This window comes from Streptomyces sp. CB02400, assembly GCF_001905725.1.
Taxonomy (GTDB): Bacteria; Actinomycetota; Actinomycetes; order Streptomycetales; family Streptomycetaceae; genus Streptomyces; species Streptomyces atrovirens.
Window position 1 is genome coordinate 55,578 of sequence record NZ_LIWB01000007.1, and the last position, 25,320, is coordinate 80,897.

19 protein-coding genes, 1 tRNA gene and 1 pseudogene are annotated in these 25,320 nt (G+C 72.2%); 8 read left to right on the forward strand and 13 right to left on the reverse strand.

Annotation, left to right across the window (positions count from 1 at the left end):
- Positions 1-25 precede the first annotated feature (25 nt).
- Entirely contained in the window at positions 26-1,441 is a 1,416-nt protein-coding gene (locus AMK33_RS18405) for an FAD-binding oxidoreductase (protein WP_079194903.1), read from the forward strand.
- 18 nt (positions 1,442-1,459) lie between these two features.
- On the opposite strand, the gene AMK33_RS43835 is transcribed toward AMK33_RS18405, so the two are convergent.
- The 3 genes from AMK33_RS43835 to AMK33_RS18415 all read right to left on the reverse strand — a co-directional run bounded on the left by AMK33_RS43835 (position 1,460) and on the right by AMK33_RS18415 (position 4,253).
- Positions 1,460-1,630 carry a hypothetical protein gene (locus AMK33_RS43835; RefSeq protein ID WP_235618126.1) on the reverse strand — a complete coding sequence of 57 codons (171 nt, stop codon included), beginning with the start codon at positions 1,628-1,630 and terminating at the stop codon, positions 1,460-1,462.
- Positions 1,627-1,944 carry a 2'-5' RNA ligase family protein gene (locus AMK33_RS43840; protein WP_235618127.1) on the reverse strand — a complete coding sequence of 106 codons (318 nt, stop codon included), beginning with the start codon at positions 1,942-1,944 and terminating at the stop codon, positions 1,627-1,629. Before AMK33_RS43840 ends, AMK33_RS43835 begins: the two co-directional genes overlap by 4 nt.
- 248 nt (positions 1,945-2,192) lie before the next feature.
- Positions 2,193-4,253 carry an AfsR/SARP family transcriptional regulator gene (locus AMK33_RS18415; RefSeq protein WP_073933931.1) on the reverse strand — a complete coding sequence of 687 codons (2,061 nt, stop codon included), beginning with the start codon at positions 4,251-4,253 and terminating at the stop codon, positions 2,193-2,195.
- Between the two features lie 154 nt (positions 4,254-4,407).
- Here AMK33_RS18415 and AMK33_RS18420 point away from each other — a divergent pair, with 154 nt between their 5' ends.
- Entirely contained in the window at positions 4,408-5,289 is an 882-nt protein-coding gene (locus tag AMK33_RS18420; protein ID WP_073933932.1) for an alpha/beta fold hydrolase, read from the forward strand.
- Positions 5,290-5,533: 244 nt separating this feature from the next.
- On the opposite strand, the gene AMK33_RS18425 is transcribed toward AMK33_RS18420, so the two are convergent.
- The 5 genes from AMK33_RS18425 to AMK33_RS18445 all read right to left on the reverse strand — a co-directional run bounded on the left by AMK33_RS18425 (position 5,534) and on the right by AMK33_RS18445 (position 12,700).
- Positions 5,534-5,914: a VOC family protein gene (locus AMK33_RS18425; protein ID WP_073934181.1), complete on the reverse strand. Its 381-nt coding sequence runs from the start codon at positions 5,912-5,914 to the stop codon at positions 5,534-5,536.
- A 213-nt stretch (positions 5,915-6,127) separates the two neighbouring features.
- Entirely contained in the window at positions 6,128-6,751 is a 624-nt protein-coding gene (locus tag AMK33_RS18430) for a histidine phosphatase family protein (protein ID WP_073933933.1), read from the reverse strand.
- A gap of 66 nt (positions 6,752-6,817) precedes the next feature.
- Positions 6,818-9,409: an MXAN_6230/SCO0854 family RING domain-containing protein gene (locus tag AMK33_RS18435; protein ID WP_073933934.1), complete on the reverse strand. Its 2,592-nt coding sequence runs from the start codon at positions 9,407-9,409 to the stop codon at positions 6,818-6,820.
- 234 nt (positions 9,410-9,643) lie between these two features.
- A complete protein-coding gene (locus AMK33_RS18440) occupies positions 9,644-11,422 on the reverse strand; it encodes an LPXTG cell wall anchor domain-containing protein (RefSeq protein ID WP_235618128.1) in 1,779 nt (592 codons plus the stop codon).
- Positions 11,423-11,431: 9 nt separating this feature from the next.
- The gene (locus AMK33_RS18445; RefSeq protein ID WP_073933935.1) at positions 11,432-12,700 is read right to left on the reverse strand and encodes an MFS transporter; all 1,269 of its coding nucleotides are present in this window, start codon (positions 12,698-12,700) and stop codon (positions 11,432-11,434) included.
- Positions 12,701-12,833: 133 nt separating this feature from the next.
- Between AMK33_RS18445 and AMK33_RS18450 the strand changes: the two genes are divergently transcribed.
- Positions 12,834-13,769 carry a LysR family transcriptional regulator gene (locus AMK33_RS18450; protein WP_073933936.1) on the forward strand — a complete coding sequence of 312 codons (936 nt, stop codon included), beginning with the start codon at positions 12,834-12,836 and terminating at the stop codon, positions 13,767-13,769.
- A 257-nt stretch (positions 13,770-14,026) separates the two neighbouring features.
- A pseudogene (locus tag AMK33_RS18455) lies at positions 14,027-14,434 on the forward strand (antibiotic acetyltransferase); the annotation flags it as partial.
- Between the two features lie 85 nt (positions 14,435-14,519).
- Here the strand turns inward: AMK33_RS18455 and AMK33_RS18460 are convergent.
- From AMK33_RS18460 to AMK33_RS18470, 3 genes are all read right to left on the reverse strand, one after another.
- A complete protein-coding gene (locus tag AMK33_RS18460; RefSeq protein WP_073933938.1) occupies positions 14,520-15,140 on the reverse strand; it encodes a LysE family translocator in 621 nt (206 codons plus the stop codon).
- A gap of 446 nt (positions 15,141-15,586) precedes the next feature.
- Positions 15,587-16,594, reverse strand: a complete 1,008-nt coding sequence (locus AMK33_RS18465; RefSeq protein ID WP_201263043.1) for a DMT family transporter — start codon at positions 16,592-16,594, stop codon at positions 15,587-15,589.
- Entirely contained in the window at positions 16,591-17,178 is a 588-nt protein-coding gene (locus AMK33_RS18470) for a TetR/AcrR family transcriptional regulator (RefSeq protein WP_073933939.1), read from the reverse strand. The genes AMK33_RS18465 and AMK33_RS18470 overlap by 4 nt, the downstream gene beginning before the upstream one ends.
- 561 nt (positions 17,179-17,739) lie before the next feature.
- Between AMK33_RS18470 and AMK33_RS18475 the strand changes: the two genes are divergently transcribed.
- Together AMK33_RS18475 and exaC are read left to right on the forward strand one after the other, a co-directional pair.
- A complete protein-coding gene (locus AMK33_RS18475) occupies positions 17,740-18,996 on the forward strand; it encodes a GAF domain-containing protein (protein ID WP_073934184.1) in 1,257 nt (418 codons plus the stop codon).
- Positions 18,997-19,116: 120 nt separating this feature from the next.
- Positions 19,117-20,640: an acetaldehyde dehydrogenase ExaC gene (exaC, locus tag AMK33_RS18480; RefSeq protein WP_073933940.1), complete on the forward strand. Its 1,524-nt coding sequence runs from the start codon at positions 19,117-19,119 to the stop codon at positions 20,638-20,640.
- 281 nt (positions 20,641-20,921) lie between these two features.
- Here the strand turns inward: exaC and AMK33_RS43845 are convergent, their stop codons facing one another.
- Positions 20,922-21,227 (reverse strand): transposase, encoded by a 306-nt coding sequence (locus AMK33_RS43845; RefSeq protein ID WP_235618129.1) that lies wholly within the window; start codon positions 21,225-21,227, stop codon positions 20,922-20,924.
- A gap of 488 nt (positions 21,228-21,715) precedes the next feature.
- Between AMK33_RS43845 and AMK33_RS18490 the strand changes: the two genes are divergently transcribed.
- Both AMK33_RS18490 and AMK33_RS18500 read left to right on the forward strand, forming a co-directional pair.
- A complete protein-coding gene (locus tag AMK33_RS18490) occupies positions 21,716-23,224 on the forward strand; it encodes a membrane-associated oxidoreductase (protein ID WP_073933942.1) in 1,509 nt (502 codons plus the stop codon).
- A gap of 714 nt (positions 23,225-23,938) precedes the next feature.
- Positions 23,939-24,700, forward strand: coding sequence for a hypothetical protein (locus tag AMK33_RS18500; RefSeq protein WP_107425141.1), 762 nt, complete (start codon positions 23,939-23,941; stop codon positions 24,698-24,700).
- A 71-nt stretch (positions 24,701-24,771) separates the two neighbouring features.
- Here AMK33_RS18500 and AMK33_RS18505 read toward each other — a convergent pair.
- Positions 24,772-24,844 (reverse strand) — tRNA-Gln (locus AMK33_RS18505).
- Positions 24,845-25,320: the final 476 nt, after the last annotated feature.

A 25,320-nucleotide genomic window follows, 5' to 3' on the forward strand; every position in this document is an offset into this window, starting at 1 on the left:
CGCGCACCCGGGGAAGGTGACGCCCATGCCGGACACGGAAGCAGCCATGCCGAGGGCCGTCCCGGAGGAAGCCCTGGCGCACGAGCTTCGCTCCTCGCTGCACGGTGAGGTGATCGACCGTGGCCATCCCGGCTACGACGAGGCCAGAGCCGTATGGAACGGGCTGATAGACCGGCACCCCGCACTCGTCGCCCGGTGCTCGGGTACGGCGGACGTGGTCGAGGCGGTACGGGCGGCGCGGAAGTTCCGGCCCGTCGTCAGTGTCCGCGGAGGCGGGCACCAGGTGGCGGGCAGCGCGGTCTGCGACGACGGGCTGGTGATCGACCTCTCGCACATGAAGGGCGTACACGTCGACCCCGCCGCGCGCACGGCTCGGGCCCGGGCGGGAGTGACCTGGGGCGAGTTCGACCGTGAGACCCAGCTGTACCGTCTGGCCGCGCCGGGCGGGGAGATCTCGGCGACCGGGATCGCCGGCCTCACCCTCGGCGGCGGCTTCGGCTTCGTGATGCGGACGTTCGGTCTGAGCTGTGACAGCCTCCGCTCCCTGACGGTCGTCACCGCGGACGGCACGGTACGCACCGCGAGCCGGGAGGAGGAGCCCGAGCTGTTCTGGGCGGCGCGCGGCGGCGGCCGGGGCATCGGTGTCGTCACCTCCTTCGAGTTCGACCTCCACCCGCTCGGCCCCGAGGTGGCCGCCGTGCTGGTCCTCCACCCGTACGAGCGTGCCGAGGAGGTACTGCGGGCCTGGCGGGACGCCGCGGCCGTAGCGCCGGAGACGGTGACGCCGGAGCTGCTGCTGTGGAGCGTCCCCGCGGAGCCCACGGTTCCGGCCGAACTGCACCGGGCGGACTGCGTGATGGTCGGGGCCGTCCACGGGGGCCCGCCGGGAGACGGCGCCGCGGCGGCGCTGGCCCCGCAGCGCGAACTGGGCCCACCACTGGTCGACTTGAGCGGAACCGTGCCCTACGTCGCGTTGCAGGGCGCCAACACCTGGCGGTTCCCCGACGGGGAGCGCTACTTCATGAAGTCACACTTCATGGACGGCCTCGGCGACGAGGCCATCCGGACCCTGCTGGACTGGTACTCCCGGCGGCCGACTCCGGAGAGCCTGATCGTCGTCCGCACCCTGGGCGGCGCCGTGGCGCGCGTCGGCCCCGACGACAGCGCGTTCGCACACCGGTCCGCACGCTTCAACGTCAGCATCGACGCCGGCTGGCAGGACCCGGCGCTGGACGACACCGCGATCGGCTGGGCACGCTCGGCGTGGGACGCGATGAAGCCCTTCTCCAGCGGCGGGACGTACGTCAACTTCGCGGGGCTCGGCGAGGACGCCGGGGAGTTGAGAGGCGCGGTGTTCGGCTCGCACGAGGAGCGGCTCGAGCGCACCCGCGCCGCGTACGACCCGGAGGGCCTCTTCCGGTCGGCCGCGTACCGTCCGTGACCTTGACGTGGACCGACCTCAGGGGTCCGGCGGCGGGTGGGTCTCACCGCCGAGGCTCTCGACCGTACGGGTCGTGGAGTCGTAGCTGCGCGTGCCGGTGAAAGTCATCTCCCGGGGCTCGCGCAGCGCGCTGGGCAGGAGGTGGTCGGGCCACCGCGCCGTGGTGCGGCGCGACCGGGCCGGCGTCATGTGCGGGATCCAACGTCCCGGAGCGTGCAGCGGGTTGAGGTGACCAGCGGTGGGGCGAGTACCTCCCGCACCCGCCGGTGCAGTTCGAGGACCGCCGCGCCGGCGGCGACGCGCCGGGCGAGCACGTGGGTACGTCCGTCGAAGCGCGGCAGCCCGTCCAGCCGGAACGGCACGGGCAGCCCGTCGTCGAGGAGCGTGGCGAGTTCCGCCCTGGCCGAGGGACGGAGGTCCTCGCACGTCGCGAGGGTCACGTGGGGCCGACTGGTCGGGTGCCGGTGTGCCGCGGGGCTGGACAGTCCCGCGGCGGCCGTCATGCGCCACATCTCCCGGACGTGCGTCTCGGTGGCGGTGTCGGGCGCAGTTCCACGGTGCGCACGGCGTCAGCCTACGCGGCGGTCCGTCGGCCGTTGCGGCTCACCGTGTTCGTCGTACGGGCTCGGAGCGGACGCCCGACCGGCGGCGGCAGTACCTCCGCCGCGTCCGGGCGCGGTCGTTCCGTGCCGGTGCCCGGGAGCGTGCCGTCGCCCTTCGTGAGGTGGTGGGAGAAGCCGTCCTGCGGCTCCTACTCGCCGTCGTCCGCCGACCCCGTGAAGGACGTGCCTTGCCCGCCGAGGGCCGCGTCGGCGGCCCGCAGATGGCGAGCTACCGGGCCGAAGGAGACCAGGCCGCTGCCGCCGCCGGCCGACTCGCCGTCGGCGGCGGCGAGTTCGTCACGGGCGCGGCGCAGGACCCCCTGGTGTCCCACGGCCGCGGCGGTGCGGGCCAGTACGCACCAGAGCGCCTCCTGGAGGAGGTCGTGGGGCGGCCGGGGAACCGTCGCGAGTGCCTGCCGGGCTCGCTCGGTGGCGCCGGAGGCGGCCTGCAGCAGGGGGACGAGCCACGGCCGGTAGGGGCCGGCGTCGAGGTCGGCGAAGTCGTCGGGGTCGGGCAGGGTGCCGTCCCGCATCGACGGGACGAGCGCGACGAGGACGGCCGCTCCCCGGGTGAGTCCGGGCATGCCGTAGCCCGCGGTCTCCGCGAGGAGCTTCGCGTACTGGGTGCGGGCCGCCGGCCATCCGTCGGTCTCGCAGGTGCGCAGGGCCCGGTACCAGGAGGTGAACACCGCGGCGAGCGGCCGTTCGTTGCGGTGCGCCAGCCGGTCGATCTCCTCGGCCTCCGCGTCCGCCGCCGCGAGGTCACCGAGACCGGCGAGGGCCTGGACGCGGACGAGGCGGCCCAGAACCTCGTGGCCGGGCAGTTGGTGGTCGACGGCCAGCCGGGTCAGTTCGGCGCCGAGGGCGTCCCGGCGGGCGGCCGATCCGCAGGTGGTGAAGGACTGCATGAAGGCACCGTTGAGGGCGAACGCGAGCACCGCGGGGTCACCGAGGCGGCGGGCGAGGCGGACGGCCTCCTCGGCGGCGTGTTCGGCGCGCAGCCGCCACGGTTCGGCGGCGGACGTGGCGGCCGCCCGGGGAAGCGGTGCGTCCGCGGCGGCGTCGCCGCGTGACTCGACGGCGACGACCGACAGCAGCCGGGCCCGCAGCGCGGGCGGTCCGTCGGGGCCGAGCCGGGCGGCGGCGCGGGCGGCGGTCCGGACGAGTCCGCCGGCGTCGGCGGGGTCGTCGGCCCGGGTCCAGACCGCCGGGACGTCGTAGGAACCGATGATCCTCGCGGCCAGCTCCGTGTCCCCGGTCGTCTCGGCCGCGGCGACCAGCTCGCGCCGGTGCTCGCGCGCCTCCTGCAGGCCGTCGGCGCCGGTCACCGCGAGGTCTCGCAGCAGGCCGGCGGTGGCGTGCAGCCGGGCCCTGGACCGGGCGGGCACCGAGCGGTCCCACGCGGCGGCCGTGCGGTCCCAGACGCCGTCCGCCGCCCCGGCCGGCTCGGTGGCGGAGCCGGTGGTGCCGCTGAGTATGCGGGCTTCGGCGCGTGCCAGAGCGGCTCCGGTGTCCGGTCCGTACGCGTTGATGAGGGCCTGACGGGCGTGCCGCAGGGTCTCCAGGGCCTCGCCGCGGCGGCCGGACCGGTCCAGAGCGGTCGCCAGCAGTACCCACCCGTCCTCCCGACCCGGGTGCGCGGTGACGTGGGCCCGCAGATCGACGACGGCGTTCCGGGCGGCGCCGGTGGCCAGGAGGGCGTCGGCGCGACGTTCGACCGCGTCGAGGCGGAGCGCCTCCAGCCGGGCCTGTTCGGCTGCGGCCCACGCGGCGGCGGGGAAGTCGGCCAGGACCGGCCCGCGCCACTGGGCGAGCGCCTGGTCCCACAGGGCGACCGCCGCGTGCGGCGGCGCCTCGGCGGCCCGTGCGGCCGTGTCCTCGAACCTCCAGGCGTCCACCGCCTCGCGTCCGGCGCGCAGGACGTATCCGGGGCCGTCGGTGACCAGCAGCCGCGACGGCTGCCGGGGAGGGCGCCCGGGTTCCAGGGCACGGCGCAGCGCCGCGACGAAGGTGCGGAGTGCGCCGATCGCGCCGGCCGGGGGTTCGTCCTCCCACAGGTCGGCCACGAGCCGGCCGACCGGGACCACCCGGTTGCGGGCGATCAGCAACCGTCCGAGCACCTCCCGGTGGCGGGGCGCGCCGAGCGGCAGGGACGCGCCGTCGGGGTCCCAGGCGGCGACCGGTCCCAGCAGTCCGAACTCCACACCCACGGCACGGTCCCTTCGAGGGCGGCGGCGTCCCCGGGGGTGCCGCGTGTCCACTCATCGATCGCTGATCCGGGGCCCGCAGCCTGGGTGACGTCCCCGGACGACCCGGGCCGCCGGGCCCGGAACGTCCACTCTGCCACGAGCCCCAGGAGTCGCTGTGACACACCCGAGCATCCCCGGATTCACCGAGCACCGCGTACCGGTCGGCGACGGCCTCGCGCTGAACGCCGCCGTCGGCGGCAGCGGTGCCCCGGTCGTGCTGCTGCACGGTTTTCCGCAGACCCACCTGATGTGGCGGCATGTCGCCGCCGGTCTCGCCGCCGACCACACCGTCATCTGCCCGGATCTGCGCGGGTACGGCGCCAGCGACAAGCCCGCGGAAAGCGGCCCGGACGTCTACTCCAAGCGCACCATGGCCCGGGACGTGGTCCGCCTCGCCGCCGAGCTGGGACACGACCGCTTCGCTCTGGCCGGCCACGACCGCGGCGCCCTCGTCGCCTTCCGCGCCGCGATGGACCATCCGGGCACCGTGTCCCGGGCGCTCTTCCTCGACGTCCTGCCGACCCTCGACATGTGGGACGCCCTGCGCGGCGTGTCCGGCGCGGTCGGCTTCCACCTGTACCTGATGGCCCAGGCCCCGGGCCTGCCGGAACAGATGATCGAGGCGTCCGCCGACACCTTCTTCGGCCACTTCCTCGACGCCTGGACCGAGGCCCCGGACGCGATTCCCGCCGATGTCCGCGCCCACTACCTCGCGGCGTCCGCGGCGGCCGTGCCCTCCATCGTCGCCGACTACCGCGCCTCGGCCGGCGTGGACGTGGACCACGACACCGCCGACCGTGAGGCGGCCAACCGGCTGGCCATGCCGGTCACCGTCCTCCAGCAGGACTGGGGCGCGGCACTCGGCTACCACGCCCAGGGGCTGTGGAGCGCCTGGGCCGGGGACCTGCGGCACCGCACGGTCTCCTGCGGCCACTTCATGGCCGAGGAGGACCCCGCGTTGGTCGCCGACGAGATCCGGGCCCTCCACGACCGCTGACGGTCACCGCCCCGTTCTCTTCCCCGGGCGGCGTACCCGGCTCACGTCTTCGCGCCACGGCCCGGCCGACAACGTGCCCGACGGCAGCGCGCACAGCTGGAGATCATGCCGAGGAACCGGGTGGCGGCCGGTTCGGGATCGCCCGGCACGACCGCGCCGGCTTCACGCTCGGCCCGATGCCGGCAAGCACTTGGACTTCGGTGCAGGCCCCAGGCACCTGGTGCCGGGGCCTGGCCGATGAGCGTCAGAGCGGGTTGAGGCGAGCCTTGAGCAGGCAGGACTCATTGCCTTCGAGGTCGGCCAGGACATGCCGCTGTTCCTCCCCCGTCTGGCCGATGTCGGCCGGGCGCGCACCGAGCTTCGGAAGGCGTTCGAGCTCGGCTTCCTGATCGCGGTCGGTGGCGTTGACGTCGATGTGCAGCCGGGATTTCCCCTTCTCCGGCTCGTCCCTGCGACTGAGGAAGATCGTCGGCTGTGGACCGCCGGACCCTTCGCGCGGCCCGATCTCCACCGAGCCGTCGTCCCCGCGATCGAGCACGACGAAGTCCAGGACATCGCACCAGAACCGTGCCGGCGCCTCAGGGCCGCGACAACCGAGCACGAGCTCACCGATACGACACGCTATGACGAAACCTGCTCTCAGCCTGGGAACCGCCGGGAAGGCCACACGCGAACCTCATGGGATCCCGGCGGTGAAAACAATCACGCGACCGTACCGGACGAGACCAGCGCGGGCGAAGTGTTTTCAGGGGCGCCCTGTCCGGGCAGCTGGGCGGAGCCGTCGGCCATGCGGCAGGGAAGCCGAGCTTGAGACACGACAACGCCCTGCCGGTGGCCTTCAGATATGCAGCTCGGGGGGAAAGCCCGTCCAGCGCAGCTCGGTGGGCAGATGCCGCATGTCGTTGGAGAGGAGGACGGAGGCGGGCCGGCCGGGCGCGTAGCGGATGACCGTGAGTGCCGCGTTGCAGTGGTTGAGGCCGAGCCACCGCCACTTCGGCGCGTGCATGGCGTCCCGGACGAGCCAGGCGACCAGGAAGTTGTGGGTGACGACCAGTTCGTGCCGGTCCTCTTCACCGTCCGCCGCCCCGGTGAACAGGTCCAGCGCCCGGCGGGCCAGCTCGGGTCCGTGCTTCCGCTCCTCCTCGCCGGCACCGGCGAGGAAGCGGAGATGGAAGTCCGCTGACTCAGCCGGGAGTTCGGCCCTTTCCGGTAGGTAGGGCACGTAGTCACCGGCGGCTTCCGAGACGTGCAGAGGGACGCTCCTCAGTTGGTCGCCGATCAGGCGTGCGGTCTGCTCCGCCCGCGGCAGAGGGCCGTGGTGGACAGCGGTGAAGGGGATGTCCCGGAGGCGCCGGCCGAGCAGGGTGGCTTGCCGTCGGCCGGCCTCCGTCAGGCCGCTCTCGTCCGGTGATGCCTCGCCGTGCCGGACAAGATAGAGGTAACGGGTGGCGGTGCCGGTCATCTCAAGCTCCTCCGAACCTGCTGGTGATCTTGTGCGGCAACGGACGCTGTCCCTCCGGGCACCGGCTCACCCGAGTTCGGCGACCAGGTCGCCGGCCGTCACGCGGACCAAGGTCTCCGAGGCGTCTCCGGGGCCGGGGAACAGCCGGTAGAGGGTACCCGATGCCCGCGCCGGCCCGACGCTGCCGTGGACCGTGGCCACGAACACCCGCTTGCCGGAGGCGAGTTCGGCCGCCGCCGTGTCGGGGTCGGGGTGCCGGCGATGTTCCTCGCTGTCCTCCGTCGAAGACACCCTGGTGGCGAACGCGGCCGCGTCCTCGTCCGGACGCCGCCGGTACCGCAGCAGTGCGGGCTCCGGTTCCCGGGTCATCACGGCCACCTCGACGGAGCGCGCCGCCGCTCGCCAGACCGCGAGGTCCCACAGGGTGGTCCGGCTGCCGGAGCCGAACTGCTCCCACAGGTCCCGGGCCACCGTGGCCAGCGCGCCACCGCCGTGCGAGCCGATGCTCTGGAAGCCGCCCGTCGACGGCAGATGGGTGTCCGTCCACAGCGCCCGGCGACGGCCCAGGTCCACGATCATCGGCAGGCACACCTGCGAGTCGCCCGTCAGGTCGAAGCGCTGACGGACCGTGCGCGGATCGTAGGACGCGTCCCGCGGGCCGTGTGCGGGCAGCGCCATGAAGCCCGCGAAGGCGTCCGGCAACTCCTCGAACGGCACGTTGTTGTAGCTGAAGACCAGCGGGACGGCGTAGACGTCCCCCCGCTCCGCCAGCCGCTCCAGGTGCAGGTCGACGTACTCGGTGGCGCCCCGCGGCGCGGGGGCGGACGTGAGGTCGCCGGAGTGGACCGCGGCGTCCGCGCCGTACACCAGGTCGGTGTAGTCGCACAGTCCGGTGAACCGCCACTCGGCGTCGAAGAACGCGACGGAGAGATCCAGGTCCGTGCGGTTGCCCTGGGGTTCGGTCCAGTGCAGGAACAGCCGCAGCACCGCGCCCTCGGGCAGGGTCTGCGTGCTGCCCCGGGGCACCGCCACCAGGGCCTTCGCGGTGGACCGCTCGGTGAACGGCACGGTGAGGTCGGCCAGGCCGGCATCCAGTACCGACAGCTCGTACGGCTCTCCGGCGGCGAACCGGCGCAGCACCTCCGCCCGCAGCAGCGTGATCGCCTCCGTCACCAGCCCGGAGGGCAGTGGAGTCCGCCGCTCCGGAACGGTCAGGGCCCGGGTGACCTCCCCGCGCGGGAAGAACACGCGGCGGCGGCCGGCGCGGTCCTCGGTACGCGTCCGCAGCGCTCCGAGCGCCGACAGCAACGGACCCGGGCCCACCTTCGGCAGCCCGCGCAGGAGGGCTTTCTCGAGTTCGGGTTCGAGGGTGTCGGCGGTGTGCAGGCGGAGCAGCAGGTCCAGACGGCGGACCAGTTCGCCGGGGCGCTCCCCGGCGAGGGCCGCGGCCCTGCCCGCGTCGCCCTCGGCCACCGCCTGTTCCAGGCGCCCGGCCCAGGTGGCCGGGCGGATCCGGGTGCCGTCCACGCGGACGGCGTCCGGGTGCGCGGCGGCCGTCTCCAGCAGGGCGGCACCGAACGTGGTACCGGGATCCACCGGGGTGCCGCGCAGGACCGCGAAGGCGAGGGCGGCGCGCGGATGCCGGGCGTGCCGCTCGAAGGGGTGCAGGACCTCCGCGGCCCGCTTCCACTCCGTGGGGTGCCGCAGCACGTCCTCCACGAGGTAAGACGTCGGCAAGTCGTCGAGGACCGAGAGCAGTTCGCGGCGCAGCGGGCGCGTCGGACTCGTGAACCGCGACGGCGTCACCAGTCCCGCGTCACCGCCGGAGAGCACGGCGAGCAGCCGCAGCACGTCGGTGGCGGTGGTGAGCTGCCCGGACAGCAGCTTTCGCGGTGGCAGGCCGTCCGGTGCCTCGCGCACCAGCGCGCCCAGCACCATCGCCTTGGTCTCCCGGACCGGGATGTCCTGGGGCAGCAGGCCCTGGCCGGCCGGGGTGAGGGGCAGCAGTGTCAGCAGGTCGTCGCGGTCCTGCGGGGAGAGCGGGGTCCGGCGGGCCAGCAGGGCGTCGACCACGGCGGTGGCGTCGGCGGCCCGGTCCGTGCCCAGGCGCAGCAGCCGCAGCGGGCCGGGCACTGGTGCCTTGGCGGCGCCGACGGCGCGGACCGGCCGCAGGAAGGGGTCGTCGGCGTCGATACGGCGGTGACACACCGGGCAGCCCGCGTAGTCGGACCCGTCCCAGCACAGCCGGCACACCAGGTGCGCGCAGGGCGAGACGGGGAACACCGTGCGTGCCTCGCCGCACAGCACGCAAGGCTGTTCCGGCTGTTGCAGCAGGTAGGCGAAGACCCGGTCCACGTACAGCGCCTCGGTGTCCCGCGGCACGGTGCGCGGGAACCGGCGGAAGAGCGGGACGTGGGTGCGGTCGGAGCCGAGCAGGTCGTCGGTCAGCCCGACCAGGCGGGTGTGCGCGACCGCCAGTTCCTCGGAGGGCAGCGAGTCGAGCGCCGCGTGCAGCCGGGGAGAGAGGAGGTGGCCGCGGCCGAGCAGTTCGGCCTCGAGCCGGCGCAGTGCCGGTCCTGTCCCGCTGCCGGACGCGGACGCCCCGTCCACGTACACGGTCTGGATACGGCGCAGCAGTACGGACTCGGCAGCGAGCAACAGGGGAACCCTCCACGACGGCCGGGACAGGGGAACAGGGAACGGGGAACGGGGGCGGAGAGTGGGCGCGCTGGGTCTTTTTGCAGAAGGTGAGAAGGATGCGCGTCAGGGAGCCGCCCCCGTCGCTCCTGATCCCATCACACGCGTGCGCGGTCGCCAAACGAATAAACGGTCTTCCTCGGGGTGAGCGTCCGGCGACCGTGCGCCGCTTTCCGTACCGGCCCTTCGGCGGTGTCAGTGGGAGCGCCGGCGTCGCAGGCCGACAAGGGCTACGGTGCCCAGCAGCAGGGCTCCGGCGCCTGCCGTGACGACGAGCGCCGTGTGGGTCGTGCCCGTGGCGGGGAGCGTGCCGTCGGACGGTGCCGTCGCGGTCGGGGTGGTCTGCGCGTCGAAGGAGAAGGTGACGCTGTCGTTGGAGGCGTCCGGGTCATGCAGGGAGACGCCGGCCGGGCCGGGGCGCACGGTCGCCGTGCCCTTGGCGCCGTCGTAGTCCTCGGTCAGCTTCACCCGCAGGACGAACAGCTGGCTCTTTCCGGGAGTGAGGGCGAACGGCACGGGGCACACGTAACGCCGGTGACCGGCCTCGAACGGTGCCGTCTCGGTACTGCTGACCCGGACCAGGCATTCGCCGTAAGGCCTGTCCTCCCCCTCCTCGTAGATGTTGCGGGACCCGACCATGCCCTTGGGCAGGACGATGTCGACCACGACGACGGGCTTCTTGTCGACCACGTACACGGAGGCCGGTCCGTGGTTCACGGCCCTGATGTCCAGGGCCCACCGGTCCTGAGCGACCTCGACGGTGGCTCCGAAATCCGCGGAGTTGTCGGCCGCGACGGTGAACCGGCCCTTGGGGCCCTTCTCGAACGCGCCTCCCGCCCCGGACACCGGCACCAGGCGGAGCTCCGGCCCGGTGCCCTGAGGGCTGTCGCCGGCGTGGTGTTCATAACCCGGCTCCAACAGGCTGACCGAGTAGTCGACCACGTCGGTCAGGACCCGCTTGCCGACCTTGGCGGTGAGGGGGCTGCTCAGCTCCACGGTGGCCCCCACGGCCACGGGGGCGGTGACGACGCAGGTGACGGTCGTCCGGCCGGCCGGTTCGGGATCGAAGTCTTCGTCGTAGGTGCAGTTGGAGAACTTGTGGTCGAAGAGCAGACCGCCCTCCGATGCCCAGCGCAGCTGGATGCGCCGGTCCGTGGCCAGATCACCGGTGTTGCGGAGCCGGAGCGGGATGTCGATCCGGGATCCGATGGCGGCGTGCGTCGTGTCCGGCACCTTGCCGACCACCAGGTTCGGGACGCCTACGACCACCTTCGCCGTCGCGGTGGCGCCGGTCCCGTGCTTGGCGGTGACGGTGTACTTGATCGTGCCGGTGTCGCCGAGTGTCGCGCCCGTGACCGCGCGCAGGGTGAAGTCGACCGACCGGCTCTGCGTGGATTCCTTGTTGACGCAGGTGAAGACCCGCCCGTCGGCCTCGCACCTCGGGTCGTCGGCCGAGACGCTCGCGATGCCCGCCAGATCACGCGCGTCGATGACGAGCGTCTCGTCGGTGGGGGTGGGAACCTGCGCCCCGCCGTCCCAGAACCCCCAGCTCACATGGACCGGCTGTGCCGCCGGTCCCACGTTGATCTGCTTGCCGGCCCTGATCTCCGCGTACGCCTGCGTCGGTGAAGGGGACGGGTCGTCGGCCACAGCGGTCGCACCGGGTGCCAGGGCGAGCACCACGGCAGCCGACACTGCCCCGAACATCGTGCGCTTGGACTTCATACGTATTTCGATGCACGGGGTGCCCCGAAGGTTGCCCACAGGCGCGCCTGTCTCCGCGGGCGCGCCTGCGGGGTCCGCGCGTGAGGGGTGCGGGCCCGTGGCGAAGGCGCCGGCGTACGGCCGGTCGGTGCCGTTGTTGTCGAGCCCGGAGGTGTGGTCCAGGCCGAGGACGTGCCCGACCTCGTGACGCATGAAGGTGAGATCGCTCGGCACCGCCTGGGCGGCGCGCCCCGATCGGGTAAGGGTCATGGCGGTCCGTCAGGCTCGGTTCCGTGCCTGCTTCTGCTCGGGGGGCAGGGCTTCCTCGCGGCGGCGGAGCAGCAGCGGGGTCGCCAGCAGGAACACGCCGGCCAGTCCGATGGCCGTGCGCGGACCGAGCAGGCTGCCCAGCACGCCCCACAGGGCCGTCAGGAGTGCGGTCGTGGCCTTGGTCGTCACCGCCCAGGCGGTCAGTGTGCGGGTGACCCGGTCGGTCGCGACGCGCTGGAGGCGGTAGGTGGCGTGGACGGGGTTGAAGACCCCGCAGCAGAGGATGAGCCCGAACTCGACGCCGATCACCAGCAGCAGCCCGCCGGTACCCGGCCCCAGGAAGGCCAGGCCGATGGGCCAGACGGCACGCAGCGACCCGGCCGCGACCAGGACCCGGTGCTGCCCGAACCGGGTGACGAGCGGCCGGGCCAGCCGTGATCCGAGCAGCCCGCCGATCGAGGGCGCGGCGAAGGCGAGGCCGTACTGCCACGGTGCGAACCCCAATGGTCCGAGCATCTGGACGGCCAGCAGCGGTTGGGCGGCCATCACCAGGCCGCTGAACAGGGCGGTGTTGAAGAACAGCGGACGCAGGGCCGTGTCGGAGAGGATGTACCGCCAGCCGTCGAGCAGGTCCCCGGCGCGCATGCGCGCGGCCTTCCGGCGCTCGGGCCGCGGCTCGTGCCCGCCCGTCGCGCGGATGCCCAGAGCCGAGAGCAGGTGGCTGACCGCGTCGGCCACCACCGTCGCCACCGGACCGAGCAGCCCGATCGCCGCGCCGCCCAGCGGCGGTCCGACGATCGTGATAGTCCAGGCCGTGGACTCGAACCGGGTGTTGGCGACGAGCAGGTCCTCGGCCGGCAGCAGGTTCTTCAGGTAGGCGCCGGAGGCGGCGCGGAAGGTGATGTCGGCCGCCGCGACGACAACCGAGACCAGCAGGAGCTGGAGGAAGGTGAGCGCGCCGAGCGCGTACGCGGCGGGGACCGTCAGCAGCGCCGCGAACCGCATCAGGTCCGTCGCGATCAGCACCTGCCGCTTGCGGCGGAACTCCACCCACGGGCCGAGCGGCACAGCCACGGCCGCGCCCACCGCGGCCCCCACGGAGGACAGCGCGGCGACCTCGGCCGGTCCGGCGTGCAGCACCTGGACGGCGATCAGCGGGAACGCGCCGAAGGCGAGCCATGTGCCGAGCGCGCTGGTCCCGTACGCCGCCCAGAACCATCCGAACCGCCGCCCCAGCCGGTGTCGGAGCGGATGTCCCAGCCGGTGTCCGCTCCTCATGCCCGGTCCCCCTCGCTCTTCACCCGCACAACCGATCCGCGATCGGGAGTATCCAAGCGAGGGCCATGGCCGGGGATCAAACAACCGGAGGACCGCGGGCCACAACCACTGGTTGTGGCATTAGGGTGGCGGTGTGGACCTCGACGCCGTACGGACCTTCGTCGCCGCCGCGGACGCGGGGCAGTTCCAGGAGGCTGCCGCCGAGCTGGCGGTCACCCAGCAGGCCGTGTCCAAGCGCATCGCCGCGCTGGAACGCGACCTCGGTGTGCGGCTGTTCACCCGTACCGCCCGCGGCGCCCGGCTCAGCATCGACGGGCAGGCGTTCCTGCCCCACGCACGCGAACTGCTGCGCGTCGCCGAGCGCGCGCAGGCATCCGTGCGCCCCGGCCGCCGTCCGCTGCGCATCGACGTGATCGCCTCGCGCGGCGCGGCGTCGGGCCTGATGCGCGGCTTCCACCGCGCACACCCCGAGATCGATCTCGACGTGGTGTGGCTGTTCGACATCGAGACGGCCGTCGCCGCCATCCGGTCCGGTGAGATCGACGCGTCCTTCCGTGCCGTCGCCATGCCCGGCCGGCCCCTTCCCGAGGACGTCGAGTCGGTCCGGGTGCTGGACGAGCCGCTCCAGCTCCTCACCGGCCCCGCCCACGCGCTGGCGGGCGCCCGGTCGGTGACCGTCGCACAGCTCGCCGGGCACCGGATCTGGATGCCCGGCATCGTCCCCGGAACCGAGTGGGCCGCCTACTACGACGACCTCGTCGCCGAGTTCGGCCTCACCATCGAAGCCACCGGCCCCAACTTCGGCTCCGACGCGCTCCTCGACACCGTCGCCGACACCCCGGCCCTCGCCACCCTCATGAGCGAGCGGACCCGTCTCGTCTGGCCGGCCGGCCACGACCTGCGCCGCATCCCGGTCACCGACCCGACCCCCGTCTACCCGCACTCGCTCCTGTGGCACCGCGACAACCCCCACCCTGCACTGGCCGTGCTCCGTGCCCACCTCGCCGCCACATCGGCGGGCCGCGACACCGCCGGGACCTGGACACCCGGCTGGGTGACACCGCGCTGAACGGCGTCGCGTCCACGATCGTGCGAGCCGTCGTCCCGCCCCGTTCATCGGTCGGCTGAGGCAGTCCGTACGCCCTCGCCATCGAGTTCGGACGGGCCCTCCGGAATGACGCGGAACTCGTTGCCCTCGGAGTCGGGCGAGGTGACCTCGAAGTGCGTGCGGTTCTCACCCGGCTCGGCTTTCGCGGTCTGCTGTCCGGACCCTGGGCCCGGCCGGCCGCGACATCCGGTTCATCGAAGCGGCATCGGCCCCCGTCCGAGGCGCGCAACGTGCTCTGCCGCTACGGGCCGGAGAAGCTGACCATCGGCAAGTTCTGCGCGCCGGGGACGGGCGTGCGGTTCATCATGAACGGCGCCGACCACCGCATGGACGGCCCCTCGGCCTTTCCCTTCCCCGCCATGGGCGGCTCGTGGTCCGAGCACTTCGACCTCCTCACCGGCCTGCCCGGCCGGGGGGCCACCGTCGTCGGGAACGAGGTCCGGTTCGGTCACGGCACGACGGTGATGCCCGGCGTGCGGATCGGACACGGCGTGGTCATCGTCACCGGCGCCGTGGTCACCGGCGACGTGCCCGACTACGGCATCGGCACCCAGCACGTACGGACGATCATGTCGGGCAGCATCGGCGACCTGGAAGCCGCCGCCCCGAAGGCCCCGCACACGTGAACCCGCGCCGGGTGCGAAAAGGACGCGCCGTGTGAAGCGGACGCGGTCGCGGCCTGTGGGGTGAGCGGCTGTTTCGGCACTTCACTCAGGGCTGGGAGGTGGCGACCTTGACCCCGAACCCGATCAGGACGACACCTGTGACGCGGTCCATGGCGCGTCGTACGGCAGGCTTCTCGAAGAAGGCACGGGCCTTGGCCAGTACCAGCACGTAGCTGCCGAGCCAGACGAGCGTCAGGGCCGTGTGGATGAGGACCAGCAGGGTCATCCCAAGATGCGGTGAGAGGCCGGACGGCGCGAGCGTGGGCAGGAGGCCGGTGTAGAAGATCGCGATCTTCGGGTTGAGGACGTTGCTGACCAGTCCCGTGCGCCACGGGTTGCCGGACGGGGCCGCGTGACCGGCCGCCGGCGTCACCGAACGACCGCTCCGGCTCTGCAGCAGGGCCTGGACGCCCAGGAAGCCGAGGTAGAGGGCCCCGGCGAGCTTGACGACCGTGTAGGCCGTGGCGGACGCCGCCAGGACGGCCGCCAGACCGACCACCGTGAGCGCACCCCAGATGAGCAGTCCCGCCGTGATGCCGCCGACGGTGCGCAGGCCGTCCTGCCGGCCGGACGAGACGGCTCGCTTCGTCACCACCGCCATGTCCGGGCCGGGAACCACGGTCAGGACAGCGAGCACACCCATGGCCGCGAGGAGCTGAACGAACATGAGTTCAGTTTCGCACCCGGGATCGCCCGCGGTTCCCGAGGGGCGGCCTCGCGGAACGATCAAGCCGCGTCCCGTGCCCCCGGCGAAGGCGGTGGCGATGCGTCACCGCACCCACCGCTTCCGCCGGTCGGGCACCCCGCGACGGGCGACATCTCCACGGCCGCCGGAGACGGGCGGAGGTTGCGTGCGGATGCGGTCTCCTGCTCAAGAGGTGTGCGATGCGTGTGTTCATCACCGGTGCGACCGGTCACATCGGCGGTTCGCTCGCCACACGTCTGGTCCACCGTCCACATCGACGACGTCGCCGACTTCTGCCTCCTCGCCCTGCCGGCCCCGTCCGGGGGATCCCGGCGCCCCGGCACCGATCGGTCGTGGATCGGCTCACCGCTGTGACCGTCGTTCGCTGAGCCGCGCGTGACGCCGGGTCGCATCCGGGTGTTGTGGGCTCATGGGGTTTCGGCGTGCCCTGCCAGTGCGGCGGGGTCTGTCCGGGCGGCGGCGTTCGCTCCCGTGGTGGTCGCCCGGGGCCTCGCCGTGGTGCGGGTCGGCAGGGTGAGCACGGCAAGGCATCCGACGACCAGGGCGATGCCGGCCCATCCCGGCAGGGGCAGGCGTTCACCGACGACGAGCACGGCCAGGACGGCGGCGACGGCGGGTTCCAGCAGCGAGAGGGTGGTCGCGGTGCTCGCCGGGACGTGCGCGAGGCCCCAGCCGAACAGGACGTAGCCGGCGAACATCGGCACCAGGGCCATGTAGACGCCGACGGCCGCGTTGGACCAGGAGTCGAGGAGCGGGCCCCCGGTGGCCAGCAGCACCGGCATCAGCAGCAGCCCGCCGAGGCCGAAGACCGTGCCCATGGCCGCGCCGGAGGTGACACCGCGGCTGATCAGACGGTGGGCCGCCCAGGAGTACAGGGCGTAGGTGAGCCCGGCCACCAGGCCGAGCCCCACGCCGAGCACGGTCTCCCCCGCGGACCGGGCCCCGGAGCCGGAGTGGGCGCCGGCGGCTTCGGCCGCGCACAGCAGCACCGTCCCGGACAGGCCCAGCGCCGCGCCGGTCATCCAGCGGCGCGTGAGGCGGCGCCCGTCGACGACGCGCTCGATCAGGGCCGAGGCGAGCGGGGCCGAGCCGATCGACACCACGGTGCCGGCGGCGACCCCGGCCAGACGCATCGAGGAGTAGAAGGCCAGAGGATAGGCCCCGACCGACAGCAGGCCGATCAGCACCACCCCCTTGTGCACCCGCAGCCGAGGGGCTTCCCGGCGGATACGCGGGGCGGCGACGAGGGCCTGGAGCAGTCCGCCCAGGCCCATGGCGACGGCCCCGATCGCGAGCGGTCCCACGGCGGGGGCGAAGGTCGCGGCGGTGCCCGTGGTGCCCCACAGCACCGACGCCACCAGTACGCACACCACTCCCGCACCCGTCGTGCCGCCGCGGGTCCGGCGCCGGGTCACAACCGGTCCAGCAGGTCGGCCGCCATCGCCCGGGCGTGCTCCAGGCGCGTGCCCGCGCCCTCCAGGCCGGCACGGGCCATCGCGCCCTCCAGCAGGAACGCCAGGTGCTCCGCCACCGCGCGCGCTTGCGCGGGCCGTTCGGGAAGCAGCTCCTCGAGGTGGCCGGCGAGCAGGGACTCGACCTCCTCCTTGTGCCGGCGCACCACGGCCCGGCCCTCGTCCCCGGCGGGCAGCTCGGCGGCCGCGTTCAGCAGACCGCAACCCCGGAAACCGTGCTCGTAGGCGTGGGCGGCGTGATCGGCGTACGCGTCGAAGACGGCCAGCACTCCCCCGCGGCCGTCCCGGGCCTGCTCCAGCCGGCGCCGGTACAGGCCCAGCCACTCCTCATGCCGTGCGTCGAGGTAGGCCCTCACCAGATCGGCCTTGGAGGAGAAGTTGTTGTACAGGCTCATCTTCGCCACGCCCGCCTCGGCGGTGATCGTGTCGATGCCCGTCGCCGTCACACCGTCCGCGTAGAAACGGCGCGCCGCGGCGGCGAGCAGCTTCTCCCGCGCGGCCCCCCGTCGCGTTCCGGTCTCGCTCATCACAGCCTCTCCCCTTCACTAGGTAGGTCAGTCTACCTAGTGAAGGGGAGAGCTTTTCGGTGAGGCGCCCGGCACGAGCCCGTCCTCACCGAGGCCAAGGGCAGCGAGGACAGCCGCCGCCCGGCCGACGGACCGGAGAGCACCGCCTGCCTGGACCGTCGGTCCATCGCCTCCCTGGCCGCGTGCAGGCTTCCTCAGTGTCTGCCGGCCGGCGGTTCTCCCGTTCAGGACTGCGGTCGCTTCCCGTGGTTCGCCGCGTGGTTGCGGCGCGACTTCTTCTTGCGGCGCCTCTTCGAGGACATGCGCGTCTCCCTGGTGACATACAGCCGTGAGACCACGTCTCACCCGGCACTTCCTGGACCGACGAACGGCGATGGCCCGTTCAGCCAGTGTTCCTCGCGGTGCGGGGCGCCGCCACTCGCACGCCGGCCGGCCAGGTCGCCGGGGCCAAAGGCGGCCATGCCGGCGGCGACGGCGGGGACCGCCCTCGTCGACATGGTTGTCGCCCCGCGCGCGCCGGGCGACGATGTCCCCCAGCGCATCGCCCCGCGGGAGGCCATGGTGACCGATCCCTGGGTGGCCCTGGAGCCAGGAGCCGACCCTGCCGAGCGCGTACGCGTGCTGCACCGGGCGCACGATGCCTTCACCGAGGCCGGTACGGTGCCGCGCCCGGTGCGCGGCGTGGTCGCCGAGTCGTGGCGGCGCTCGGCACGCGCCGGGGTGCACCCGGACGGCACCGCCGACATCGAACTGACAGACAGTGATCTCGGGGCCTGCCGGGCCGAGCACCCGCTGGCGCATGTGATGCCGCTGTTCCGGGAGTTGCTGGGCACGTTCGCCTCCGACGGCCGGCACCTGCTGGCGGTGTGCGACGCGCGCGGCAGGCTGCTGTGGGTCGAGGGGCACACGTCGACGCTGCGGCAGGCACGGCGGATGAACTTCGTGCCGGGCGCGCGATGGTCGGAGAGCGCGGTCGGGACGAACGCGCCGGGCACGGCGGTCGCCGTGGGCCGTCCGGTCCAGGTGTTCGCGGCCGAGCACTTCGTGCGGCGCGTACAGCCGTGGACGTGCGCGGCGGCCCCGGTCCACGACCCCCGCACGGGGCGGCTGCTCGGTGCCGTGGACATCACCGGCGGGGACGGCCTCGCGCATCCGCACAGCCTGGGGTTCGTGCAGGCCGTGGCACGCGCGGCGGAGTACCGGCTGGCACTGCTCACCCCCGGACGCCAGACTGCCGACGGGCCCGAACTGGCGGCACTGGGCCGCGACCGGGCGGTGCTGACGACGGAGGGCCGCAGGATCCGGCTCAGCCGCCGGCACAGCGAGATCCTCGTCCTCCTGGCCGGGCGGCCCGACGGCCTGACCGGTGACGAACTGCTGTGCGCCCTGTACGAGGACGAGTCGGTGACACCGGTGACACTGCGCGCGGAGCTCGCCCGGCTGCGCCAGGTCCTCGGGCCGGGCCTGCTCGCGTCGCGGCCCTACCGGCTCACGGCGTCCCTGGAGTCGGACGTCGCCGTCGTCGAACGCCGGCTGGCGGCCGGCGCGGTCACCACCGCCCTGGCCGCCTATCCGGGCCCGTTGCTGCCCGCCTCGCGGGCCCCTGCGGTCGTACGGCTCAGGCGCCGCCTCGCCGACGGTCTGCGCGCGGCGCTGATCGCCCGCTCGGATCCCGACCTGCTGGCCGACTGGGTGCACGCGCCGTGGGGCGAGGAGGATGTGGAGGCGTGGCGGGCGCTGGCCGCGGCCCGGCCGACGGCCATGAACCGGGTCCGGCTGGCCACGCTCGAATCGGAACTGAGGGCCCCGGACGGCTGAGCCCGCTCCGAGGACCGGTAACACCACCCGTCCGCAACGTGGTTGCAACGTCCGTGTCCTTACGCTCCGGCGCAGAGCTGCCCAACGGCGGGCAGCGCTGCCGAAGGAGGCCAGTTCCGCATGACCCGTTACGCGGCGCCCGGGAGCGAGGGCGCGATCGTCTCCTACCAGTCCCGCTACGACCACTTCATCGGCGGCGAGTACGTGCCTCCGGTCGCGGGGCAGTACTTCGAGAACCCGAGCCCGGTGAACGGCCGGCCGTTCACCGAGGTGGCGCGTGGCACGGCGGAGGACGTCGAGGCGGCACTCGACGCGGCCCACGCGGCCGCGCCCGGCTGGGGGCGCAGGCCGGCGTCCGAGCGGTCCGACATCCTGCTGAAGATCGCCGACCGCATGGAGGCCAACCTGGAAGCACTCGCGGTGGCGGAGAGCTGGGAGAACGGCAAGCCCGTACGGGAGACCCTGGCGGCCGACATCCCGCTGGCCATCGACCACTTCCGCTACTTCGCCGGGGCCGTGCGCGCCCAGGAGGGCTCGCTCAGCGAGGTCGACGACGACACGGTCGCCTACCACTTCCACGAGCCGCTGGGCGTCGTCGCCCAGATCATCCCGTGGAACTTCCCCATTCTGATGGCGACATGGAAGCTCGCGCCCGCCCTCGCCGCGGGCAACGCGGTCGTCCTCAAGCCCGCCGAGCAGACGCCGGTCTCCATCCACTACTGGCTGAGCCTCGTCTCCGACCTGCTGCCGCCGGGCGTGCTGAACATCGTCAACGGCTTCGGCCCGGAGGCCGGAAAGCCGCTCGCGTCGAGTCCGCGGGTGGCGAAGGTGGCCTTCACCGGCGAGACGTCCACGGGACGGCTGATCATGCAGTACGCGGCCGAGAACCTGAAGCCGGTCACGCTGGAGCTGGGCGGCAAGTCGCCGAACATCTTCTTCGACGACGTGTGGGAGAAGGACGACGAGCTGCGCGACAAGGCCCTCGAAGGGTTCACGATGTTCGCGCTGAACCAGGGCGAGGTGTGCACGTGCCCCTCCCGGGGGCTGATCCAGCGCGGCAACTACCCCGACTTCCTGGCCGCGGCCGTCGCCCGCACCGAGCTGATCAGGCCCGGACACCCGCTCGACACCGACACGATGATCGGCGCGCAGGCCTCCAGCGAGCAGCTCACCAAGATCCTGTCCTACATCGACATCGGCCGGCAGGAGGGCGCCAAGGTCCTCACGGGCGGCGAACGCGCCGAGTACGACGGTGACTTGAAGGGCGGCTACTACGTGCAGCCGACCATCTTCGAGGGCGACAACCGGATGCGCGTCTTCCAGGAGGAGATCTTCGGTCCCGTCGTCTCGGTGGCCTCGTTCGACGGCTTCGACGACGCGATCAGGATCGCCAACGACACGTCGTACGGCCTCGGCGCGGGCGTGTGGACCCGCGACATCAACACGGCCTACCGCGCCGGGCGCGCGATCCAGGCGGGCCGCGTCTGGACGAACTGCTACCACGCCTACCCCGCGCACGCGGCGTTCGGCGGCTACAAGCAGTCCGGGATCGGCCGGGAGACGCACAAGATGATGCTGGACCACTACCAGCAGACGAAGAATCTGCTGGTGTCGTACTCACCGAAGAAGCTGGGCTTCTTCTAGACGCATGAGGAAGGCGCCTGACCTGGGCTTTCGCCCGTCAGGCGCCTGTCACCCAGCCCACTCCCGACCGAGCCCGGATTACACGCTAACTCCCAGTTCATCCCACTGCTGCACCCCTCCTGACCAGTACTTCCGGACCAGTCACGGACCAAGGCTTCTTCCAGCGCGGCGCGGACCGTTTCGAGGACCAGTTCCAGGCGGGTGAGTTCCCTGGCAGCGGACAGAACCTGCGTGGAGTCGGTCCGCTGCCTTCCGCGTTCCTTGATCACTCCTGCCTCGCGCTACCGGTGCAGAGCCAGGGACAGGAGATGGTCGGCACGGCCGTCCTGACCGAGGCGGTCACGGAAGTCCGTGAGCACGCTGTGGTGGAAGCCGGGGTCGTCCAGGTTCATCGCGAGGGCGTACTTGGAGTCGATCCGGCACCGCACCGCCTCGGCCGCCTGTCGGTCGGAGAGATTGAGCAGGAACTGCAGCACGCAGACCGTGGCCAGTTGGGCCGGCGACAGCCCGGGGCGTCCGTCATGTGGATACCAGGACAGGAAGTCCTCGTCGCTCCACAGCCCGTCAAGGTGATCACGTACCCACATGGCGGTGGTCCCACGAGGATTGCTCGCACGAGCCGTCCGAGCCGTCCGAGCGGTGAGCTCTGGCACTACCGCACCGGACCGAGGACGAACGGACACTGGTCACCTCATGAGGACAGGACTGCACCGCACCAGCCGAAGCATCCCGAACCATCAGCATCCCTGTCCGCGGGACCTCAAGATCCCCGACAGAGTCGCTCACTGCCTCAACACGCTGTCGAACCGCCAGAGCGCGAAGGGAGACGACCGGGCGGCGCGCCGCCGACTGCCGTTGACGGTGCTCCCTTTCCCGCATGCCGGAGTGGACGCCCCGAATGTACGACCGTGAGACGAAGAACGTTCCTCGTTCGTACAGCCCGAAGAAGCCCGGGTCCTTCCGACCCGACTCCTTGCGCCACTTCATGGATTCGAAGTGGGGACCGTGCTCGGCGAGGTCCTGAGACGGGAGAGGGGCGGGGCGGGAGGACGCCGGACAGCTCGGCATGCCCGGTATGGCAGTTGACAGCTCGAATGCGGCACGTCAAAGTCCCGGCGTGAGCGAGACCAACGATCTGACGCCGACCGAGATGCGTGTATGGCGCGCCTTTCCGCGAGGCGAGTCCGTGGACCTCCGCGCCGCCGAGAACGAGGATCCGGCACTCGGCAACACCTGGGGCACCGAGCGGACCGTACGGGCGAGTGTGCTTCGGACGCTGTTGCTCAAGGTTCCGCAGGAGGAAGGGGAGATCGCCGCGCTCAGGATCACGGGGGCGCGGATCACCGGCGTACTGGACCTGAAGTACGCCACGATCGACGCCGCCATCCGGTTGAACCACTGTCACTTCGACGGCGTTCCCGACCTGTACGGTGCCCGGCTGCGCCAACTCAATCTGAGCAAGTCCGTTCTGCCGGGCCTGACCTCGGCGGCCTTGCGGGTCGAGGGGGTGCTGCATATGACGGACTGTCGGATGCAGGGGCCGGTGCGGCTCGGCGGAGCGCAGATCTCCGGGGCACTGTTCATGGAACGGGCGCAGTTCACGGCACCGGACGACTCCGAGCCGGTGCTGCAGCTCAACCAGGCCGCGATCGGGGGCGACTTGTGGGCGCCGGAGATGCGCGCGCACGGACAGGTACGGCTTACGGGCGCCTCCGTCGCCGGACGGATCAACGTTCAGGACGCCGAGTTCGACAGGCCCGACGGCATCGCGCTGGACGCGCAGAACCTCAACGTGGGAGCCCATGTACGGGCGCGGTGCGTACGCGCGCAGGGCCGGATCGAGCTCCGGGGCTCGCGTATATCGGGCCGTCTCGACCTGCTCCACGCCCGCCTGTCGCACCCGAGAGACACCGCCCTGCGGGCGAGCAGTTGTGTCATCGGTGAGCTCTGGCTGCGCGGTGGCGATCGCATCGAGGGAGCCCTGAATCTGCGGCGTTCTCAAATAGAGATCCTGACCCTCGAACCGGAGATGCTGCCGGACCAGGTGCATCTCAGCAACCTCACGTACACCGTACTCACCCCGCACGAGCCCGCCGAGCGCCGCCTTCCGATGCTGGAGCGGGACGAAGAGCGGTATGAGCCGTACGGCTACGAGCAGTTGACGGCGGCCTACCGCCACGTCGGTGACGACGACGCGGCTCGGCTCGTCCAACTCGCCAAGCAACGCCGTCGACGCACCACGCTCACCTGGTACGGACGGCTGTGGGGGTACGTTCAGGACGTCACCGTCGGCTACGGCTTCCGCCCATTGCGCGCGGCCGTCTGGCTGCTGTCCCTCATGACCATCGGATCGATCGCGTACGGCCTGGACCACCCACGCCCCGTCAAGGCGGACGAGGCTCCCGACTTCAACCCTGTCTTCTACACCCTCGACCTGCTCCTGCCGGTCATCAACTTCGGCCAGGAACCGGCGTTCGCCCCTGACGGCTGGTATCAGTGGCTGTCGTACACCCTGATCATCACCGGCTGGATCCTGGCGACGACGATCGTCGCGGGCGTGTCCCGTACGGTCAGCCGCCAATGACCCCCTTTTGAAACCCACGAGAACCTCGCGGAACGCCCTCTCGCGCGCCGCCCTGCGCGACGCACTGAGCGGACTGGAGGGCGAACGGAGGGTGTGACTGCAACACCCCGGTTCCCTACCCGGGGTGAGCACGAAAGCCGCGTTCGTCCAACCGGTCGAGCACATAGTCGGCAACGAATCTCCATCCGTTGTCGAGGCATGTGCTTCGAGTTCCGAGTGCGTACGAACTCCTCGGACCGCCAGGAGCACGATCCACACCGGCTCGTGCTTCTCGACGCCGACCACAGCCAGGCGCAGCGCGTCCACGTGCGGGGCCTGACGGGCCTTCTCGCTCAGGAAGACGACAGCCGCGGAACAAGCGCTCCGTGCCGGAGGGCTTGCCGCGGAGAGCGTGTGTTGGCAGACTCCGGGGCGTGATCAAGAGAATCGAGTCCTCCCTCCACCGGTGAGCGAAACGCCCGGGAGCGAGCTTCCCGGCTCCAGGACGACACTGTTCCAGCACGCCCTCCGGCTGCACGAGCCGGCCCCTGATGCTCCACTGCCGCGTGACGGCGAGCCATACCCGGGCCAGGAGTATCGCTGTCGCAGCCGCGACCGGACCATCCACGTGATCGTGAGCAAATCAAGGCCGAGGTCGCGGCCGTCCTTGACGGGCACTTCACCGACCCCCGGTCCGTACCCGGTCATCTGGTCGGCCGGTTCGACGGCATCCACGTGCCCATCCATCCCAACGCTCGCATCACCGAGGCCGCCTTGCGAGCAGGAGCACGGGCCAGGGAGGCCGGGCGCCGGCTCGTCAGACACGGCACCGACACCGACGACGTCGTCGTAGGTCTGGCTTTGCTCGCCGCGGTGGGCACCGTCGACGATGTTCCGTACATCCAGACCATCGGCCTCCTCTCCTGCACTTTCGGTCCGCTCGCGGCGGATGCGCCGGAGCGGCTGCCGGATGGTGCGGAGTCACTCCTCTGGCTGGCGGACCGAGTGGCCGGCTGGGGGCGTGCCCACGTGGTTGAGGCGCTCTGTCGCCTGGCCCACGGTCACTCGGACGTCCGACACTGGTTGTTGCGGAGAGCCGCTGACGGGGACTTCCTCAACGGATACTTCGCCGGCGAGGTCGCCCGGGCCTCGGCCCTCGATCAGGCCCTCACGGGTTGTCCACACGCCGAGGAAGCACTGGCTGCGCACCTGCGTCACCTCGACCGGTTGGGGCCCTCCCCCAGCCGGTACTGCATCGCTGCCATGCTTGCGAGAAACCTCGGCGAGCACGGGGACGAGGGCTCGGTCGCACCCGTCCGTCGATGGCGAACCCACCGGGACGGCTACCTGGCACTTCCTGACCGTGACGACTGGTTCGAGACGGCAAGGAACGCCCCGGCCGCTGATGACCCTGAGATCGTCCGGCTTGTCGAGACGGTGGCATCCGACTTGGGGCTGCGAACGCTCGATGACCCCGCGCCGTCCAGCGAGGGGTGACGCACTTCAGGAACAGTCGCCGTGCGTCAGGAACCTGGGCGACTTCGCGCACCGGGAGGTATGTGAGGAGGCGACGAGAGCAGGATTCGAACCTGCGTCCACCCGGGATCAGAGCCGGGCGCTCCTCCGCAGAGCTTCCTCGTCGCCGCCATGATCATTGCTTGATCCGCTGTGTGGGTCAACTGATTTGCGTGGGCGGACGCGCGCGGGGACTGCTGCCGGTCACGTCCACTCTTGAGCGGTAGCACGCTTGTCCTTGCCGGAGAAGACTCCTGCCGACCGGAGAGCGCTGGCCATGAGCGGGTCGGCGACGGCCACTCCGTGTACCAGCTCGGGCGTCCGCAGGAAGGCGACGGCCTCGGTTGCCGGCCTGGGAGCGGTCCAGGCTCCCGCTACCGGGTCCACCCGATGCCGGCACGACCGCCCGTGACCGGACGGGGTGGACCGTCCCCGTGCCGCCCACGCCCAGCTCTCGCTCGACGGTGAGGACACCGGTCCGCCGCGGCAGGCCCGCGCCGTTCTCCATCGCCCGCACGCCTCCCCCACGCACGATCACCCGTACGTGACGCCGTCCGGTGCACCCCGGCGGATCCCCGGTCCTGCGTGTCCGTCCAGCAGCG

What these genes read in the sequence shown, in the direction of transcription:
- AMK33_RS18490 (WP_073933942.1), top strand. Translation starts at nt 21,716, where the DNA reads ATGGCAGTTGACAGCTCGAATGCGGCACGTCAAAGTCCCGGCGTGAGC.
- AMK33_RS43840 (WP_235618127.1), bottom strand. Translation starts at nt 1,944, where the DNA reads ATGACGGCCGCCGCGGGACTGTCCAGCCCCGCGGCACACCGGCACCCG.
- AMK33_RS18430 (WP_073933933.1), bottom strand. Translation starts at nt 6,751, where the DNA reads ATGACCGGCACCGCCACCCGTTACCTCTATCTTGTCCGGCACGGCGAG.
- AMK33_RS18440 (WP_235618128.1), bottom strand. Translation starts at nt 11,422, where the DNA reads ATGACCCTTACCCGATCGGGGCGCGCCGCCCAGGCGGTGCCGAGCGAT.
- AMK33_RS43845 (WP_235618129.1), bottom strand. Translation starts at nt 21,227, where the DNA reads ATGTGGGTACGTGATCACCTTGACGGGCTGTGGAGCGACGAGGACTTC.
- AMK33_RS43835 (WP_235618126.1), bottom strand. Translation starts at nt 1,630, where the DNA reads ATGACGCCGGCCCGGTCGCGCCGCACCACGGCGCGGTGGCCCGACCAC.
- AMK33_RS18470 (WP_073933939.1), bottom strand. Translation starts at nt 17,178, where the DNA reads ATGAGCGAGACCGGAACGCGACGGGGGGCCGCGCGGGAGAAGCTGCTC.
- AMK33_RS18460 (WP_073933938.1), bottom strand. Translation starts at nt 15,140, where the DNA reads ATGTTCGTTCAGCTCCTCGCGGCCATGGGTGTGCTCGCTGTCCTGACC.
- exaC (WP_073933940.1), top strand. Translation starts at nt 19,117, where the DNA reads ATGACCCGTTACGCGGCGCCCGGGAGCGAGGGCGCGATCGTCTCCTAC.
- AMK33_RS18405 (WP_079194903.1), top strand. Translation starts at nt 26, where the DNA reads ATGCCGGACACGGAAGCAGCCATGCCGAGGGCCGTCCCGGAGGAAGCC.
- AMK33_RS18445 (WP_073933935.1), bottom strand. Translation starts at nt 12,700, where the DNA reads ATGAGGAGCGGACACCGGCTGGGACATCCGCTCCGACACCGGCTGGGG.